The organism is Microbacterium sp. SSM24, assembly GCF_025989145.1.
Taxonomy (GTDB): Bacteria; Actinomycetota; Actinomycetes; order Actinomycetales; family Microbacteriaceae; genus Microbacterium.
This window is the reverse complement of record NZ_JAPDNQ010000002.1, coordinates 328,537-344,471: the sequence shown is the minus strand read 5'-3', so window position 1 is coordinate 344,471 and position 15,935 is coordinate 328,537. Positions and strand designations below refer to the sequence as shown.

The following is a 15,935-nucleotide window of genomic DNA, read 5'->3' as shown; positions in this document are numbered from 1 at the left end:
GCCGCGCTCGCTCTAACTCACGCGGTGCGGTGTCAGAACGGCAGAAGGGGATCGACCGCGATCGCCACGAACAGCAGCGTGAGATACGTGATCGACGCGTGGAACACCCGCATCGGGCGCGGCTCGGTGCCGCGGACCGCGCGGTTGTACAGACGGTGCGACTCGTAGATGAACCATCCGCCGAACACGAGGGCCGAGACCGTGTAGACAAGGCCCATCCCGGCGACCGGGATCAGCAGCAGCGAGCAGGCGACCGTCGCCCAGGCGTAGAGGATCACCTGAAGACCGACCTGCGAGCCGTCGCGTGTGGCACCGAGCATCGGAACGTGGACCTCTTCGTACTGCTCCTTGTACTTCATCGACAGCGGCCAGTAGTGCGGCGGTGTCCAGAGGAAGACCAGGGCGAACAGGATCACCGGAGGCCACGCGAGCGAGCCGGTCACCGCCGTCCACCCGATGAGCACCGGGAAGCAGCCGGCGATGCCGCCCCACACGATGTTCTGCTCGGTGCGGCGCTTGAGGATCATCGTGTAGATGACGACGTAGAAGAAGATCGCGCCCGCCGACAGCACGGCGGCCAGCCAGTTGGTGGTGAGCAGCAGCCACGCCGTCGAGAACACGGCCAGCGTCCACGCGAAGATGAGCGCGCCCCGCGGCGAGACCTCGCCGGTCACGAGGGGCCGGTTCACTGTGCGCTGCATGTGTGCGTCGATGTCGCGGTCGAGGTACATGTTGAACGCTGCAGCCGAACCGGCGCTGGCGGTGCCGCCGATCACGGTCGCCACCACGAGCCACAGGCTCGGGAACCCGCCCTGGGCCAGGATCATGACCGGCACGGTGGTCACCAGCAGCAGCTCGAGCACTCGTGGCTTCATGAGCGCGACGTAGGCGCGAACCGTACGACCGAAGGGCTGACGCGTCCCGCGCGGTCCCCGAGGGGATGACTCGGCCCGCGCCGTCGTCGTGATGTCCATCGCCCCCGCAATCGCCGCCTGCAGAACTGCGGTCAAGTCTATGGCATCGGCGCGACGCGCCCGGGCGTGTGAGGGCTCACAACGACGCGGAAGCAGCCGTGAGGGAATCGTCACCGGCGGGACACGGCAAGGACACGCGGAGCGTCGACGCATCCGCAAGACTCCGTCACACAGCGGTCCACATGGCCGGGGCGGCATGCCCCTTCGCTATGCTGAAACCACACGCGCGCCCCGCGCCGATCCCCCTTCTCCAATCCGGACAAGGCTGCGGCACGGCCCCTGTCGGGCGCACTTTCATGAGAGAGGCGGTCCGGTGTCGGAACTGCGTTGGGATGAGATCGATCGGCGCGCGGTGGACACCGCTCGCGTTCTTGCGGCGGATGCCGTCGAGAAGGTGGGCAACGGCCACCCGGGCACCGCGATGAGCCTGGCGCCGGCGGCGTACCTGCTCTATCAGCGGGTGCTGCGCCACGACCCCGCGGACACGCACTGGCTGGGACGGGACCGGTTCATCCTCTCGGCCGGCCACTCGTCGCTCACGCAGTACGTGCAGCTGTACCTCGGCGGATTCGGCCTCGAGCTCGACGATCTCAAGGCGCTGCGCACGTGGGGCTCGAAGACCCCCGGGCACCCCGAGTACGGACACACCGCGGGCGTGGAGATCACCACCGGCCCGCTGGGTCAGGGACTCGCATCGTCGGTCGGATTCGCCTACGCCGCCCGCTACGAGCGCGGCCTGTTCGATCCCGAGGCGGCGGCGGGCACGTCGCCGTTCGACCACTTCGTCTACGTCATCGCGGGCGACGGCGACCTGCAGGAGGGCATCACGAGCGAAGCATCCTCCCTCGCCGGTCACCAGCAGCTGGGCAACCTCATCGCGATCTACGACTCCAACCAGATCTCGATCGAGGACGACACCAACGTCGCCTTCACCGAGGACGTCGCGAAGCGCTACGAGTCCTACGGATGGCACGTGCAGACCGTGGACTGGAAGAAGACCGGCGAGTACGCCGAAGACGTCGCCGAGCTCCACGCGGCGATCGAAGCGGCCCAGGGCGAGACCGACAAGCCGTCGCTCATCATCCTGCGCACCATCATCGGCTGGCCCTCCCCCGGCAAGCAGAACACCGGAAAGATCCACGGCTCGGCCCTGGGCGCCGACGAGCTCGCCGCGACCAAGAAGGTGCTCGGATTCGACCCGCAGCAGTCCTTCGCGGTCGCCGACGACGTGATCGCCCGCACCCGCTCGCTCAGCGAGCGCGCGGCCGAGGATCGCGCCGCCTGGCAGATCTCGTTCGACGCGTGGGCCGAGGCCAACCCGGAGCGCAAGGCCCTGCTCGACCGCCTGCTCGCCGGCGATCTGCCCGGCGACATCGCTGCAGCGCTCCCCTCGTTCGAGGCCGGCAAGGAGGTGTCGACCCGGGCCGCGTCCGGTGTCGTCATCAACGCCCTCGCAGCCGAGCTCCCCGAGCTGTGGGGCGGGTCGGCCGACCTGGCCGAGTCGAACCTCACCACGATCAAGGATTCGAAGTCCTTCATCCCGTCGGAGTGGTCGACGCACGAGTGGTCCGGCGACCCCTACGGCCGCGTGCTGCACTTCGGCATCCGCGAGCACGCGATGGGCGCCATCGTCAACGGCATCAAGCTGCACGGCCCGACCCGTCCCTTCGGCGGCACGTTCCTGATCTTCAGCGACTACATGCGCCCCTCGGTGCGCCTGGCCGCGCTGATGGACATCCCGTCGATCTTCGTGTGGACCCACGACTCGGTCGCGCTCGGCGAGGACGGCCCCACCCACCAGCCCATCGAGCAGCTCGCGACGCTGCGCGCCATCCCGAACTTCGCGGTGGTGCGCCCGGCCGACGCCAACGAGACCTCGGTCGCGTGGCTCGAGCTGCTGCGCCGCAACGGCGGCCCCGCCGGCATCGCCCTCACCCGCCAGAACATCCCGGTGTTCCCGCGAGGCGAGGGCGCGGCATCCGGCGACACGTTCGCCACAGCCGACCTCGTCGCCAAGGGCGCGTACGTGCTCGCGGATGCGCCGAACGGCACGCCCGACGTGATCATCATCGCGACCGGCTCCGAGGTCCAGCTGGCCGTGTCGGCCCGCGAGACCCTCGCGGCCGAGGGCGTGAACGTGCGCGTCGTGTCGGCCCCGTCGCTCGAGTGGTTCGACGAGCAGGATGCCGCCTACCGCGAGTCGGTGCTCCCGGCCGCCGTCACCGCCCGCGTCTCGGTCGAGGCCGGCTCGGCTCTCACCTGGCGAGGCATCGTCGGCGACAAGGGCCGCTCGGTCGCGATCGACCACTTCGGCGCTTCCGCCGACTACAAGACCCTCTTCCAGCAGTTCGGCATCACCGCCGAAGCCGTCGTCCAGGCGGCACGCGAAACCCTCCAGGAGAACGCATGAGCACCCCCACCGAAAAGCTCTCCGCCGCCGGCGTGAGCATCTGGCTGGACGACCTGTCGCGCGACCGCATCACGTCGGGCAACCTGACGGAGCTCATCAGCACGCGGAACGTGAGCGGTGTCACGACCAACCCGACGATCTTCCAGGGTGCGATCGGCGGCGGCGGCCACGCCTACGCCGATCAGATCGCGCAGCTGGCGGCTCAGGGCGCGTCTGTCGACGAGGCGATCTTCGCCGCGACCACCGATGACGTGCGCGACGCGGCAGACATCTTCCGCCCCGTCTTCGACGCCACGCGCGGCGTCGACGGCCGCGTGTCGATCGAGGTCTCCCCCGACCTCGCGCACGACACCGACGCCACCATCGCGCAGGCGAAGGAGCTGTGGGCGACCGTCGGCCGCCCGAACGTGCACATCAAGATCCCCGCGACGAAGGCGGGCCTTCCCGCCATCACCGCGGTGCTCGCCGAGGGCATCTCGGTCAACGTCACCCTGATCTTCAGCCTCGAACGCTACGCCGAGGTGATCGACGCATACCTCGCCGGCATCGAGCAGGCGCAGGCGGGCGGCCACGACATCTCGCAGATCCACTCGGTCGCCTCGTTCTTCGTGTCGCGCGTGGACACCGAGGTCGACAAGCGGCTCACGGCGATCGGCGGCGACCACGCGGACGGCCTGAAGTCCCTCGCGGGCGTCGCGAACGCGCGCCTCGCATACGAGCTGTTCGAGAAGGAGTTCGCGACCGACCGTGCGAAGGCGCTGACGGAAGCCGGGGCGAACCCCCAGCGTCCGCTGTGGGCGTCGACCGGCGTCAAGGACCCGGCGCTCCCCGACACCCTCTACGTGACCGAGCTCATCGCCCCCGGCACCGTGAACACGATGCCCGAGAAGACGCTCCAGGCCACCTTCGACCACGGTGAGATCGCCGGCGACACGGTCACCGGCACCTACGCCGCGGCGCACCAGATCTTCGCCGACCTCGCCGCCGCCGGCGTGGACTTCGCCGATGTCACGCAGGTGCTCGAGGACGAGGGCGTCGAGAAGTTCATCGCCTCGTGGCACGACCTGCAGGGCACCGTGAAGTCGGCGCTCGAGAGCGCCTCCGAGGTGGCCCGATGAGTTTCGACATCCACCTGAGCGGGCACGTCAAGTCGGTCGTCGACGAGACCCTTCCCGGACTGGTCGCGAGTCTCGTCGCCTCGGGCATCACCGCCGGCGACGGCTCGCTCTGGGGTCCCGCGGCCGAGGAAGAGGCATCCAAGCGACTCGGATGGGTCGAGGCGGTCAGCGTGTCCCGCCCGCTCGTGCCGCAGATCGAGGCGCTTCGCCAGCAGCTCGCGGCCAAGGGCGTCACGCGCGTGGTGCTCGCCGGGATGGGCGGCTCGTCGCTCGCGCCCGAAGTCATCGCGCAGACGGCCGGCGTTCCGCTGGTCATCCTCGACTCGACCGCCCCCGGACAGGTGCTCGCCGCAATCGACGGCGACCCGCAGCAGGGCGGACTGTCCCAGACGGTGCTCGTCGTGTCGTCGAAGTCGGGCTCCACCGTCGAGACCGATTCGGCGAAGCGCGCCTTCGAGGCCGCGTTCCGCGATCTCGGCATCGATCCCCTCGAGCGCATCGTCGTCGTGACCGACCCGGGCTCTCCGCTCGATCAGGCCGCGCGCGCCGACGGCTACACGGTCTTCAACGCCGACCCCACGGTGGGCGGCCGCTACTCGGCGCTCACCGCCTTCGGGCTGGTCCCGACAGGGCTTGCCGGAGTCGACATCGCCGAGCTCCTCGACGAGGCCGATGCGACCCTCCTCGAGGTCGCGATCGACAGCCCCGACAACCCCGCGCTGGTGCTCGCTGCGGCGATCGCGGGCGGCGAGCCGCGGCGCGACAAGCTCGGGCTCGTGACCGACGGCACCCACATCGTGGGACTGCCGGACTGGATCGAGCAGCTCGTCGCCGAATCCACCGGAAAGGAGGGCACCGGCATCCTGCCCGTCGTGCTGCTCCCGGTGTCGCCCGAGGTCGAGAACAAGCCGTCCGACGTCCAGATCGTGCGGCTCGTCGACGAGGCCAAGAAGTTCCACCTGTTCGAGCATCACAACGATGAGGTGCTCATCAGCGGCTCGCTCGGCGCACAGCTCGTCGTGTGGGAGTACGCCACGGCGATCGCGGGTCGGATGCTCGGCATCAACCCGTTCGATCAGCCCGACGTGGAGTCGGCGAAGATCGCCGCGCGGGGTCTCCTGGACGCGCGTCCGGAGCCCACGGAGCCGGCCTTCTCGGTGGACGGCGTCGAGGTGCGCGTGTCCGACCCGGCGCTCGCCGCCTCGGGCACCGTCGCCGGTGTGCTCGACGCCCTGTGGGCGCGCCTCCCCGAGGACGGGTACGTCTCGATCCAGGCGTATGTGAACCGTCTCGAGCTCGACCAGCTCCAGGGTCTGCGCGAGCTCGTGGCCGCGGATTCCGGCCGGCCGACCACCTTCGGGTGGGGCCCGCGGTTCCTCCACTCGACCGGGCAGTTCCACAAGGGCGGCCCGGCGAACGGCGTGTTCCTCCAGATCCTCGAGCAGACCGACGTCGATCTCGAGATCCCCGGGCGTCCGTTCACGTTCGGCCAGCTCATCCAGGCGCAGGCCGCGGGTGACGCGAGCGTCCTGGCCGACGGCCACGGGCGTCCGGTCGTCACGCTCACCCTCACCGACCCGCGGATCGAAGTGCTCTCGCTCTTCGAGGCCGCCCAGTAGGAGAACCCCTCTTCGATGACAGTCGAGATTTCGCGCGGGAAGAATCCGCTGCGCGACCCGGACGACCGACGCCTCAACCGGATCGCCGGGCCGAGCGCGCTCGTGATCTTCGGCGTGACGGGAGACCTCTCCCGCAAGAAGCTCATGCCGGCCGTGTACGACCTCGCCAACCGCGGTCTGCTCCCCCCCGGATTCGCGCTGGTCGGGTTCGCCCGCCGCGACTGGGAGGATCAGGACTTCGCGGAGGTCGTGCACGATGCGGTCCGCCAGCACGCGCGCACCGAGTTCCGCGACGAGACGTGGCAGCAGCTGCTCCAGGGCATCCGGTTCGTGTCGGGAGAGTTCGGCGACCCCGATTCGTTCCGGCGGCTGCGCGAGACGGTCGAGAAGCTCGACGTGGAACGCGGGACGATGGGCAACCACGCGTACTACCTCTCGATCCCGCCGAAGGACTTCGCGCTCGTCGCGGAGCAGTTGCGCGCGTCGGGCCTCGTCGACGACACGGCCGACCAGCCCGACCGCTGGCGCCGCGTCGTCATCGAGAAGCCGTTCGGGCACGACCTCGCCTCGGCCCAGGCGCTGAACGACGCACTCCGCTCGACGTTCCCGACGGACTCGATCTTCCGCATCGACCACTACCTCGGCAAGGAGACGGTCCAGAACATCCTGGCGCTGCGCTTCGCGAACGAGCTGTACGAGCCGATCTGGAACGGCAATTACGTCGACCACGTGCAGATCACGATGGCCGAGGACATCGGCGTGGGCGGCCGGGCCGGCTACTACGACGGCATCGGCGCGGCGCGCGACGTCATCCAGAACCACCTCCTTCAGCTCATGGCGCTCACCGCGATGGAGGAGCCCATCTCGTTCGACGCGAAGGAACTGCGCGCCGAGAAGGAGAAGGTCCTCGCGGCGGTCACCCTGCCCGACGATCTCTCGCGCTCGACCGCCCGCGGACAGTACGCCGGAGGTTGGCAGGGCGGCGAGAAGGTGCTGGGCTTCCTCGAAGAAGAGGGCATGGATCCGCAGTCGACCACCGAGACGTACGCGGCGATCACCCTCGAGGTGAACACGCGGCGCTGGGCGGGGGTTCCGTTCTACCTCCGCACGGGCAAGCGCCTCGGCCGTCGTGTGACCGAGATCGCCGTCGTGTTCAAGAAGGCCCCCGAGCTGCTGTTCTCGCGCAACCAGACCTCCGGCCAGGGCCAGAACGCCCTCGTGATCCGCGTGCAGCCCGATGAGGGCGTCACGATCCGGTTCGGGTCGAAGGTGCCCGGTGCCGGTGCCCAGGTGCGCGACGTCACCATGGACTTCGGTTACGGCCATGCCTTCACCGAGGCGAGCCCCGAGGCGTACGAGCGACTCATCCTCGACGTCCTCCTCGGCGATCCTCCGCTCTTCCCGCGGCACGAGGAGGTCGAACTCTCCTGGAAGATCCTCGACCCGATCGAGCGGTTCTGGACTGAGCAGGGCGGTCCGCTCGAGCAGTACTCATCCGGGTCGTGGGGCCCGGCATCCGCGGACGAGATGCTCGCCCGCGATGGCCGCACCTGGAGGCGCCCGTGATCGTCGATCTCCCCGACACCACCGTGAGCAAGATCTCGCGCGCGCTCGTCAGCGTGCGCGAGGAGGGCGGCGCGGTCGCCCTCGGCCGCGTGCTCACCCTGATCATCCTCACCCGCGAGGGAGCGATGGAGGAGGTCATCGAGGCCGCCAACGACGCCTCGCGCGAGCATCCGATGCGCGTCATCGTGCTGCTGATCGGCAATGCCGAGGAGTCCGAATCGCGGCTGGACGCCCAGATCCGCGTCGGCGGCGATGCCGGTGCCAGCGAGGTCGTCACGCTGCGGGTGGCCGGCGAGGCGGGCCGCTCGAACCTCGAGTCACTCGTCACCGGCCTGCTGCTCCCCGACGCCCCTGTCGTGGTCTGGTGGCCCAACCGCACGCCCGAGAACCCGTCGAAGACCTCGATCGGACGCATCGCGCAGCGACGCATCACGGATGCCGCCACCAAGTCGGATCCCTCCGCGTGGGTCGCCTCGCTCGGGGAGCAGTATGCGCCCGGCGACACCGATCTCGCCTGGACGCGCCTCACCCGCTGGCGCGAGCAGCTCGCGGCGATCCTGGACCAGCCGCCGTATGAACCCGTCACCGCTGTGCGGGTGCGCGGCGCTGCCGACTCCCCCTCGACCGCTCTGCTCGCCGCGTGGCTGCGGCTGGCGCTCGACGTGCCGGTGGACTGGGCGTATCTCGACGCCGAGGAGTGGCCGCACGGGATCAAGTCGGTCGCCCTCGTGCGCGAGAGCGGAGAGGTGCTGCTCGAGCGCCCGACGTCTGATTCCGCGATTCTCACGCAGCCCGATCAGCCCAGCCACGAGCTCGCGTTCCCGCGCCGCACGCTGCGCGAGTGCCTGGCCGAGGAGCTCCGCCGGCTCGACCCGGACGTCCTGTATGGTCGAGTGATCACCGAGGGATGGCAGCTGCTCGACCCTCCGGCGACGAAGGAGACGCAGGGCGCATGAGCGAGTCGTGTGGTGAGTGACCACGATGGTTGAAGCCTGGGCCGAGAAGCGCGTCGTCATCAGTCCCGATCCTTCGACCCTCGCGGAGTCGGTCGCCACTCGGTTCCTCGGCCGCGTGTCGAAGCGCGTCGAAGAGGGAAAGCTCGCGCATATCTCGCTGACCGGCGGATCGATGGGATCCGCCGTGCTCGCCGCCGCGGCGCGCAACCCACGGCTGGCCGCGATCGACTGGTCGCGCGTGCATTTCTGGTGGAGCGACGAGCGCTTCGTGCCCCGAGGCGACGCCGACCGCAACGAGGGCCAGGCACGGGCCGCGCTGCTCGACGCCCTCGACCTTCCCGCCGCCAACATCCACGCGCCCGCCGCGAGCGACGAGGGTCTGGACCTGGATGCCGCCGCAGACGCCTACGCAGCGGAGCTCGCGGCGTTCGCGGGCTCGGAAGGACCGTGGCCGTCGTTCGACGTCTGCTTCCTCGGCGTCGGACCCGATGCGCACATCGCCTCTCTGTTCCCCGACCGCCCCGAGATCCAGATCACCGATCGCGCGGTCGTCCCGGTGCGCGACTCCCCCAAGCCGCCGCCGGACCGCGTATCGATGACGCGCCCGGTGATCAACAGCTCGAAGCGCGTCTGGATGGTGCTCTCGGGCGCCGACAAGGCGTCCGCCCTCGGACTGGCTCTCGCCGGCGCGAGCTACGCGAGCGTCCCCGCTGCCGGCGCCAAGGGCCGCAAGCGTACGGTGTTCTTCGTCGATCTGGAAGCCGCGGCCAACGTGCCTCCCGAGCTCATCGACCGCGAGTACTGACGCCGGAATCACAGAAGAGCGGATGCCGAGGCATCCGCTCTTCTTCGTCGTTCGGCGGGGTCAGTCCTGACCGCGGCGATCGCGCAGCTGCTGAAGCGCGTCGTCGAGGAGGGCGTCGGCCTCTTCCTCGGTGCGGCGCTCCTTCACGTACGCGAGGTGGGTCTTGTAGGGCTCGGTCTTCGCGACGGCCGGCGGGTTCGCCTTGTCACGCCCTGCCGGAAGGCCGGAGTGGGGCGAGTCGATCGTCTCGGGGATCTCGTCGTCGGGGATCCCCGCAGCGAAGTAGCGCACGGTCTCATTGCCCAGGGCGTCCCAGTACGACACGGCGACGCGGTCGGCGTGGAAGCCGTGGTCCTGCTCGCCCATCGGCCCGGCACCGACACGGGTGCCGCGGATCGCGTTTCCTCCGGTAGCCATCAGAGACTCTGGAACTTCGTGATGAGGCCCAGCGCCACGATCGCCACGAACCACGCGAGCGCGAGGATCACCGTGAAGCGATTGAGGTTGCGCTCAGCGAGACCGGACGAGCCGAGCGCCGACGTCATGCCGCCGCCGAACATGTCGGACAGGCCGCCGCCGCGCCCCTTGTGAAGCAGGATGAGGAGGGTCAGCAGGAGGCTCGTGATTCCGAGGAGCACCTGCAGGACGAACTCGAGGATCTGCACAGTCGTTGAAGCCTTTCGCCGCGATCATTCGCCGATCGCACAAGGATCGAGTATACCGGTCAGACGCCGACGTGCTTCTGGTACCGGATGATGGCCGCGAACTCGTCCGCCACGAGGCTCGCCCCGCCGACGAGCGCACCATCGACATCAGGCTCCCGCATGAAGCTCGCGATGTTCGCCGCCTTCACGGATCCGCCGTAGAGAACGCGCGTGCGCGCTGCCGCATCGGCGCCGAGCTTCTCGGCGACGACCTCGCGAACCGCCGCGCAGACTTCCTGCGCCTGGTCGGGCGACGCGACCTGACCGGTGCCGATCGCCCACACCGGCTCGTAGGCGACGACGATCTCGGCATCCGCCGACACGCCCTCGAGGGCGATGCGAAGCTGTGCCACCGAGACGGCGGTCGGCCCCGACTCCTCGCGCTGCTCCAGCGTCTCGCCCACGCAGATGACGGGAACGAGGCCGTGCTTGAGGGCCGCCTGCACCTTCGCGGCCACGACCTCATCGGACTCGGCGTGGTACTCACGACGCTCCGAGTGGCCGATGATCACATAGCGGTTGTCGAGCTTAGCAAGGAACGCGCCCGAGACCTCGCCGGTGTATGCACCGGAGTCGTGCGACGAGATGTCCTGCGCTCCGAGGGCGAAGGGGATCTTGTCGGCGTCGAGCAGCGTCTGCACGGTGCGCAGATCGGTGAACGGCGGGAAGAGCGCGACCTCGACCGAGCCGTTCTCATGCTTGGCGTCCTTCAGCGTCCAGTGCAGCTTCTGCACGAACGCCACCGCCTGCAGGTGGTCGAGGTTCATCTTCCAGTTGCCTGCGATGAGCGGGGTGCGCCTGTGGTGCTCCGCACTCGCTTCGGGCGTGTTCACTGCCATCCGAGGACCTCCAGTCCGGGGAGCTTCTTACCTTCGAGGAACTCGAGGCTCGCGCCTCCGCCCGTCGAGATGTGTCCGAACCTGTCGTCGGCGAAGCCGAGCTGCCGCACCGCGGCGGCCGAGTCGCCGCCGCCGACGACGGAGAGCCCGTCGACCTCGGTGAGAGCCTGCGCGACGGCCCGCGTGCCCGCGGCGAACGCGGGGAACTCGAACACGCCCATGGGGCCGTTCCAGAACACCGTCTTCGAGCCGCTCACCAGGTCGGCGAATCGGGTGGCCGTCTCAGGTCCGATGTCGAGTCCGAGCCCGGATGCCCCGAACGCGGTGTCTTCGATCGAGTCGGCACGCGTCACCACATGCTCGGCGTCGGCTCCGAACTTCGACGCGACGACCACATCGGTGGGCAGCACGAGTTCGACCCCGGACTCCTCCGCCCGACGCACGTACCCGCGCACGGTGTCGAGCTGGTCCGCCTCGAGCAGGCTGGCGCCCACCTGGTGCCCGCGAGCCGCGAGGAAGGTGAACAGCATCCCGCCGCCGATGAGAAGGCGATCCACCCGCGGGAGCAGATGATCGATCACCCCCAGCTTGTCGCTGACCTTCGAGCCGCCGAGCACCACCGTGTACGGGCGCTCCGGGTTCTCGGTCAGGCGATCCAGAACGTCGAGCTCCTTCTCGATCAGCGTCCCCGCCGCAGACGGCAGGAGCTGAGCGAGCTCGTAGACCGATGCCTGCTTGCGGTGCACGACACCGAAGCCGTCCGAGACCAGCACATCGCCGAGCTCGGCGAGCTCGCCGGCGAACGCGCGGCGCTCGGCGTCGTCCTTCGCCGTCTCTCCGGCGTTGAAGCGGAGGTTCTCGATGATCGCGACGTCGCCGTCCTCGAGCGCCGCGACGGCCTCGTGGGCGGACTCTCCGACGGTGTCGCGCGCGAAGGCCACGGGCTTGCCGAGCAGTTCGGACAGTCGCTGTGCGACCGGCTCGAGGCTGTACTTGGCATCGGGGGCGCCGTCGGGGCGTCCGAGGTGCGAGCACACGACGACGCGTGCGCCGTCGTTGATCAGGCGGTTGAGCGTGGGGAGCGTGGCCCGCACACGGCCATCGTCCGTGATGATCCCGTCCTTGAGAGGAACGTTGAGATCAGCACGGACGATGACGCGCTTGCCGGCCAGCGAACCCAGCGAATCGAGGGTGCGCAGAGCCATGATGAGGATTAAAGGCTCTCGGCGACGTACTCGGTGAGGTCGACGAGGCGGTTCGAGTAGCCCCACTCGTTGTCGTACCAGGCGGAGACCTTGACCAGGTTGCCGCTGACGTTCGTGAGCTCCGCGTCGAAGATCGACGAGTGCGGGTTGCCCTGGATGTCGCTCGACACGATCGGGTCCTCGGTGTACTGGAGGTAGCCTGCGAGACGTCCGTCGGCCGCAGCGGCCTTGTACGCGGCGTTGACCTGCTCCACCGTGAGACCCTCGGTGGGCGTGACGATCGTGAGGTCGACGATCGAGCCGGTGGGAACCGGAACGCGGTACGAGGAGCCGCTGAGCTTGCCGTTGAGCTCGGGAAGCACGTGGCCGATGGCCTTCGCCGCGCCGGTCGACGCCGGCACGATGTTGATCGCGGCACCGCGCGCACGGCGCAGGTCGCTGTGCGGGCCGTCCTGCAGGTTCTGGTCGGCCGTGTAGGCGTGGGCCGTCATCATGAAGCCGCGCTCGATGCCGAAGGCGTCGTTGAAGACCTGCGCGAGGGGCGCCAGGCAGTTCGTGGTGCACGAGGCGTTCGAGATGATCACGTGGTTGGCGGGGTCGTAGTCGCCTTCGTTGACGCCCATCACCACGGTGACGTCGTCGCCGGTGGCAGGAGCCGAGATGAGGACCTTCTTCGCGCCACCCGCGATGTGCTTCTTGGCGTCCTCGGCCTTGGTGAAGCGGCCGGTCGACTCGATGACGATGTCGACCCCGAGCTCGCCCCAGGGCAGGTTGGCGGGGTCGCGCTCCTCGAAGACCTTGATCGTCTTGTCGCCGACCGTGATCGAGTCGGCAGTGTAGGAGACATCCTCGGACAGCACGCCTCCCACGGAGTCGTACTTGAGCAGGTGCGCCAGGGTCTTGTTGTCGGTGAGGTCGTTCACCGCCACGATTTCGAGGTCCGCACCCTGCGCGAGCGCCGCGCGGAGGTAGTTGCGTCCGATACGGCCGAAGCCGTTGATGCCGATCTTGACAGTCACGGAGTTTCTCCTGAGATGTGTCGTGCGCGAGTGCGCGGTTGGTGCGATTCAGACAAGTGGACAACGGCGTCCCGGCGGGCATTCCCGCCGGGACGCCACGCTGCTATGACAGTACCAGCAGGCCCGAGGTCTTCTGGCGGGCAGCCTCGAGGCGCTGGGCGACGTTCTGCCAGTTGGCGATGTTCCACGCCGCCTTGACGTAGTCGGCCTTGACGTTGAGGTAGTCCAGGTAGAACGCGTGCTCCCACATGTCGAGCTGGAAGAGCGGGATCGTGCCCTGGGCGGTGTTGCCCTGCTGGTCGAACAGCTGCTGGATGATCAGCTGCTCGCCGATCGGGTCCCAGCTCAGCACGGACCAGCCGGAGCCCTGGATGCCCATCGCAGCAGCGGTGAAGTGGGCCTGGAACTTGTCGAAGCCGCCGAAGAACTCGTCGATGGCGGCTCGAAGCTCGCCCTCGGGCTCACCGCCGCCGTCCGGCGACAGGTTGGTCCAGAAGATCGAGTGGTTGACGTGACCGCCGAGGTGGAAGGCGAGGTCCTTCTCGAGCTTGTTGACGTTCGCGAGGTTTCCGCTCTCACGGGCCTCGGCCAGCTGCTCGAGAGCGGTGTTCGCCCCGGTCACATACGCCTGGTGGTGCTTGTCGTGGTGCAGCTCCATGATCTTGCCGCTGATGTGCGGCTCGAGGGCGGCGTAGTCGTAAGGGAGGTCGGGCAAGGAGTAAGTCGCCATGTTCTCTTCTTCCTGTCGGCGCGCGCCGAGATGCCCGGCGCAGCGAGGGTGACGGGTTCATCCTACTGAGCACCAACACCACGACGAGGGGGTTGCTTCCCTCCGTGACAGGATCTACCGGAACCCGGCCGCACCCGTGAGCACGAGCGATACGATCGCCCGATGACGCGACCCGCGATCCAACGATGGGCGGCGTTCTCCGACGATCCGGCGGGGGGCAATCCCGCGGGTGTCGTGCTGGGCGCCGACATCCTCACCGACGCCGAGATGCAGCGGATCGCCGCCGACGTCGGCTACGCCGAGACGGCCTTCATCTCGGGCGACGGGCGGGACCGCGGCATCCGCTACTTCTCCCCTGTCGCCGAGGTGCCGTTCTGCGGCCACGCGACGGTCGCGTCCGCCGTCGCACTGGCGGAGGACCTCGGCGACGGCGCCTTCGTGTTCCGGACGCCGGTCGGTCCGGTCGAGATCACCACGACCTCGACCGTCGGGCGCCGAGCGTCGTTCACGAGTGTCGAGCCGTGGGTCTCGGAGCTGGCGGCAGCGGATCTCGACGCCGTCCTCGCGCTGCTGGGGATCGTCCGCGCGGACCTGGACCCGCGGCATCCGCCCCGCCTCGCCTTCGCGGGGAATCCGCACCCGCTCATCGTTCTCGCCGACGTCGCGGTGTTCGATGCCTTCCGCTTCGATCCCGCCGCTGCCAGGGCGCTGATGGATGCCGCCGCCTGGCCCGCCACGATCATCGTCCTCCACGACCGCGGCGGCGGCGACTGGGACGCGCGCAACGTGTTCCCGGTCGGGACCCTCAGTGAGGATCCGGCGACAGGAGCCGCCGCCGCAGCGACGGGCGCGTACCTGCGCTCGACGGGCGCGGTGTCTCCGCCGGCGCTGGTGCGGATCTCGCAGGGACGCCACGTCGGGCGGCCGGGGCTCCTCGAAGTGGCGATCCCGGCCGCCGGCGGCATCACGGTCACCGGCGCCGCCGTGCGGATCGGCTGAGCGCCTCAGTCCTCCATGCCCGCGGGAACGGCGGACTCGGTCCCCGGGATGCCTTCGGCGTCGGCCTTCTTGTCCGCCATGGCGAGCAGGCGACGGATGCGGCCGGCCACGGCGTCCTTCGTGAGCGGCGGATCGGCGTGGTGGCCGAGCTCGTCGAGGCTGGCGTCGCGGTGCGCGAGCCGGAGATCGCCGGCTTCGCGGAGGTGGTCGGGAATCTCGTCGCCGAGGATCTCCATCGCCCGCTCCACTCGCGCGCACGCGGCGACGGCGGCCTGCGCCGAGCGACGGAGGTTGGCGTCGTCGAAGTTGACGAGACGATTCACCCCTGCGCGCACCTCGCGGCGCTGGCGCAGCTGATCCCACTCCGCGGCGGCCTTCTCGGCACCCATCGCCGCCAGAGCCGCCCGGATGGCCTCGCCCTCGCGGACGACGACGCGCGGGATGCCGCGCACCTCGCGCGCCTTGCCGGGGATGCCGAGCCGGTGCGCCGCGCCCACGAGGGCCATCGCGGCCTCCGGCGACGGGCAGGTGATCTCGAGTGCCGCCGACCGGCCGGGCTCCGAGAGCGAGCCGGCCGCGAGGAAGGCACCTCGCCACACCGCCGCCAGATCGGCGCGGGAGCCCGTGGTGAGCTTGTTCGGCAGCCCGCGCACGGGGCGGCGACGCTGATCGAGCAGCCCCGTCTGGCGCGCGAGCGTCTCGCCGCCGTCGATGACCCGCACGGCGTAGTGACTGCCGCTGCGACCACCGGAGCCCTGCACGTGCACGAGCTCGGGTCGTACGCCGTAGATGTCGACGAGGTCGCGCGCGGTGCGGCGCGCGAGCACGTCGGAGTCCAGCTCCGCTTCGACGGCCACCCGGTTCGCGATCGAGTGCAGCCCGCCGGAGAACCGCAGCAGCGACGTGAGCTCGGCCACCCGCGCCGTCGGGCGCGGGTCGCGCACGGTGATCAGCTCGGCCTTCACATCAGCGGTCAGCGACACGGGACTCC

At 69.5% G+C, this 15,935-nt stretch carries 15 protein-coding genes; 7 read left to right on the top strand and 8 right to left on the bottom strand.

Going from position 1 to position 15,935, the window contains the following annotated elements; genetic code table 11:
* Positions 1–32: 32 nt before the first annotated feature.
* A complete protein-coding gene (locus OL358_RS13540; protein ID WP_264711020.1) occupies positions 33–974 on the bottom strand; it encodes a heme o synthase in 942 nt (313 codons plus the stop codon).
* Between the two features lie 313 nt (positions 975–1,287).
* Here OL358_RS13540 and tkt point away from each other — a divergent pair, with 313 nt between their 5' ends.
* Genes tkt through pgl form a run of 6 tightly spaced genes read left to right on the top strand, consistent with a single transcriptional unit; the run spans position 1,288 to position 9,448 of the window.
* Positions 1,288–3,384, top strand: a complete 2,097-nt coding sequence (gene tkt, locus OL358_RS13535) for a transketolase (protein WP_264710594.1) — start codon at positions 1,288–1,290, stop codon at positions 3,382–3,384.
* Positions 3,381–4,502 carry a transaldolase gene (gene tal / locus OL358_RS13530; protein WP_264710593.1) on the top strand — a complete coding sequence of 374 codons (1,122 nt, stop codon included), beginning with the start codon at positions 3,381–3,383 and terminating at the stop codon, positions 4,500–4,502. The genes tkt and tal overlap by 4 nt, the downstream gene beginning before the upstream one ends.
* On the top strand, positions 4,499–6,121 hold the full coding sequence (locus tag OL358_RS13525; protein WP_264710592.1) for a glucose-6-phosphate isomerase: 1,623 nt from the start codon (positions 4,499–4,501) through the stop codon (positions 6,119–6,121). The genes tal and OL358_RS13525 overlap by 4 nt, the downstream gene beginning before the upstream one ends.
* A gap of 15 nt (positions 6,122–6,136) precedes the next feature.
* Entirely contained in the window at positions 6,137–7,687 is a 1,551-nt protein-coding gene (zwf, locus tag OL358_RS13520; protein WP_264710591.1) for a glucose-6-phosphate dehydrogenase, read from the top strand.
* Positions 7,684–8,643, top strand: a complete 960-nt coding sequence (locus OL358_RS13515; RefSeq protein WP_264710590.1) for a glucose-6-phosphate dehydrogenase assembly protein OpcA — start codon at positions 7,684–7,686, stop codon at positions 8,641–8,643. The genes zwf and OL358_RS13515 overlap by 4 nt, the downstream gene beginning before the upstream one ends.
* Positions 8,644–8,668: 25 nt before the next feature.
* Positions 8,669–9,448, top strand: coding sequence for a 6-phosphogluconolactonase (pgl, locus tag OL358_RS13510; RefSeq protein WP_264710589.1), 780 nt, complete (start codon positions 8,669–8,671; stop codon positions 9,446–9,448).
* Between the two features lie 60 nt (positions 9,449–9,508).
* Here the strand turns inward: pgl and OL358_RS13505 are convergent, their stop codons facing one another.
* The 6 genes from OL358_RS13505 to OL358_RS13480 form a co-directional block, all read right to left on the bottom strand.
* A complete protein-coding gene (locus tag OL358_RS13505; protein ID WP_264710588.1) occupies positions 9,509–9,865 on the bottom strand; it encodes an RNA polymerase-binding protein RbpA in 357 nt (118 codons plus the stop codon).
* Complete coding sequence (gene secG / locus OL358_RS13500) at positions 9,865–10,113, bottom strand: preprotein translocase subunit SecG (protein WP_264710587.1); 249 nt, start codon at positions 10,111–10,113, stop codon at positions 9,865–9,867. Before secG ends, OL358_RS13505 begins: the two co-directional genes overlap by 1 nt.
* A 59-nt stretch (positions 10,114–10,172) precedes the next feature.
* Positions 10,173–10,991 (bottom strand): triose-phosphate isomerase, encoded by an 819-nt coding sequence (gene tpiA / locus OL358_RS13495; protein ID WP_413631593.1) that lies wholly within the window; start codon positions 10,989–10,991, stop codon positions 10,173–10,175.
* A complete protein-coding gene (locus tag OL358_RS13490; RefSeq protein ID WP_264710586.1) occupies positions 10,982–12,196 on the bottom strand; it encodes a phosphoglycerate kinase in 1,215 nt (404 codons plus the stop codon). The genes tpiA and OL358_RS13490 overlap by 10 nt, the downstream gene beginning before the upstream one ends.
* Positions 12,197–12,204: 8 nt before the next feature.
* Positions 12,205–13,215: a type I glyceraldehyde-3-phosphate dehydrogenase gene (gene gap / locus OL358_RS13485; RefSeq protein ID WP_264710584.1), complete on the bottom strand. Its 1,011-nt coding sequence runs from the start codon at positions 13,213–13,215 to the stop codon at positions 12,205–12,207.
* Positions 13,216–13,318: 103 nt separating this feature from the next.
* On the bottom strand, positions 13,319–13,945 hold the full coding sequence (locus OL358_RS13480) for a superoxide dismutase (RefSeq protein WP_264710583.1): 627 nt from the start codon (positions 13,943–13,945) through the stop codon (positions 13,319–13,321).
* 162 nt (positions 13,946–14,107) lie between these two features.
* Here OL358_RS13480 and OL358_RS13475 point away from each other — a divergent pair, with 162 nt between their 5' ends.
* The gene (locus tag OL358_RS13475) at positions 14,108–14,944 is read left to right on the top strand and encodes a PhzF family phenazine biosynthesis protein (protein ID WP_264710582.1); all 837 of its coding nucleotides are present in this window, start codon (positions 14,108–14,110) and stop codon (positions 14,942–14,944) included.
* A 5-nt stretch (positions 14,945–14,949) separates the two neighbouring features.
* On the opposite strand, the gene whiA is transcribed toward OL358_RS13475, so the two are convergent.
* A complete protein-coding gene (whiA, locus tag OL358_RS13470) occupies positions 14,950–15,927 on the bottom strand; it encodes a DNA-binding protein WhiA (RefSeq protein WP_264710581.1) in 978 nt (325 codons plus the stop codon).
* Positions 15,928–15,935 lie beyond the last annotated feature (8 nt).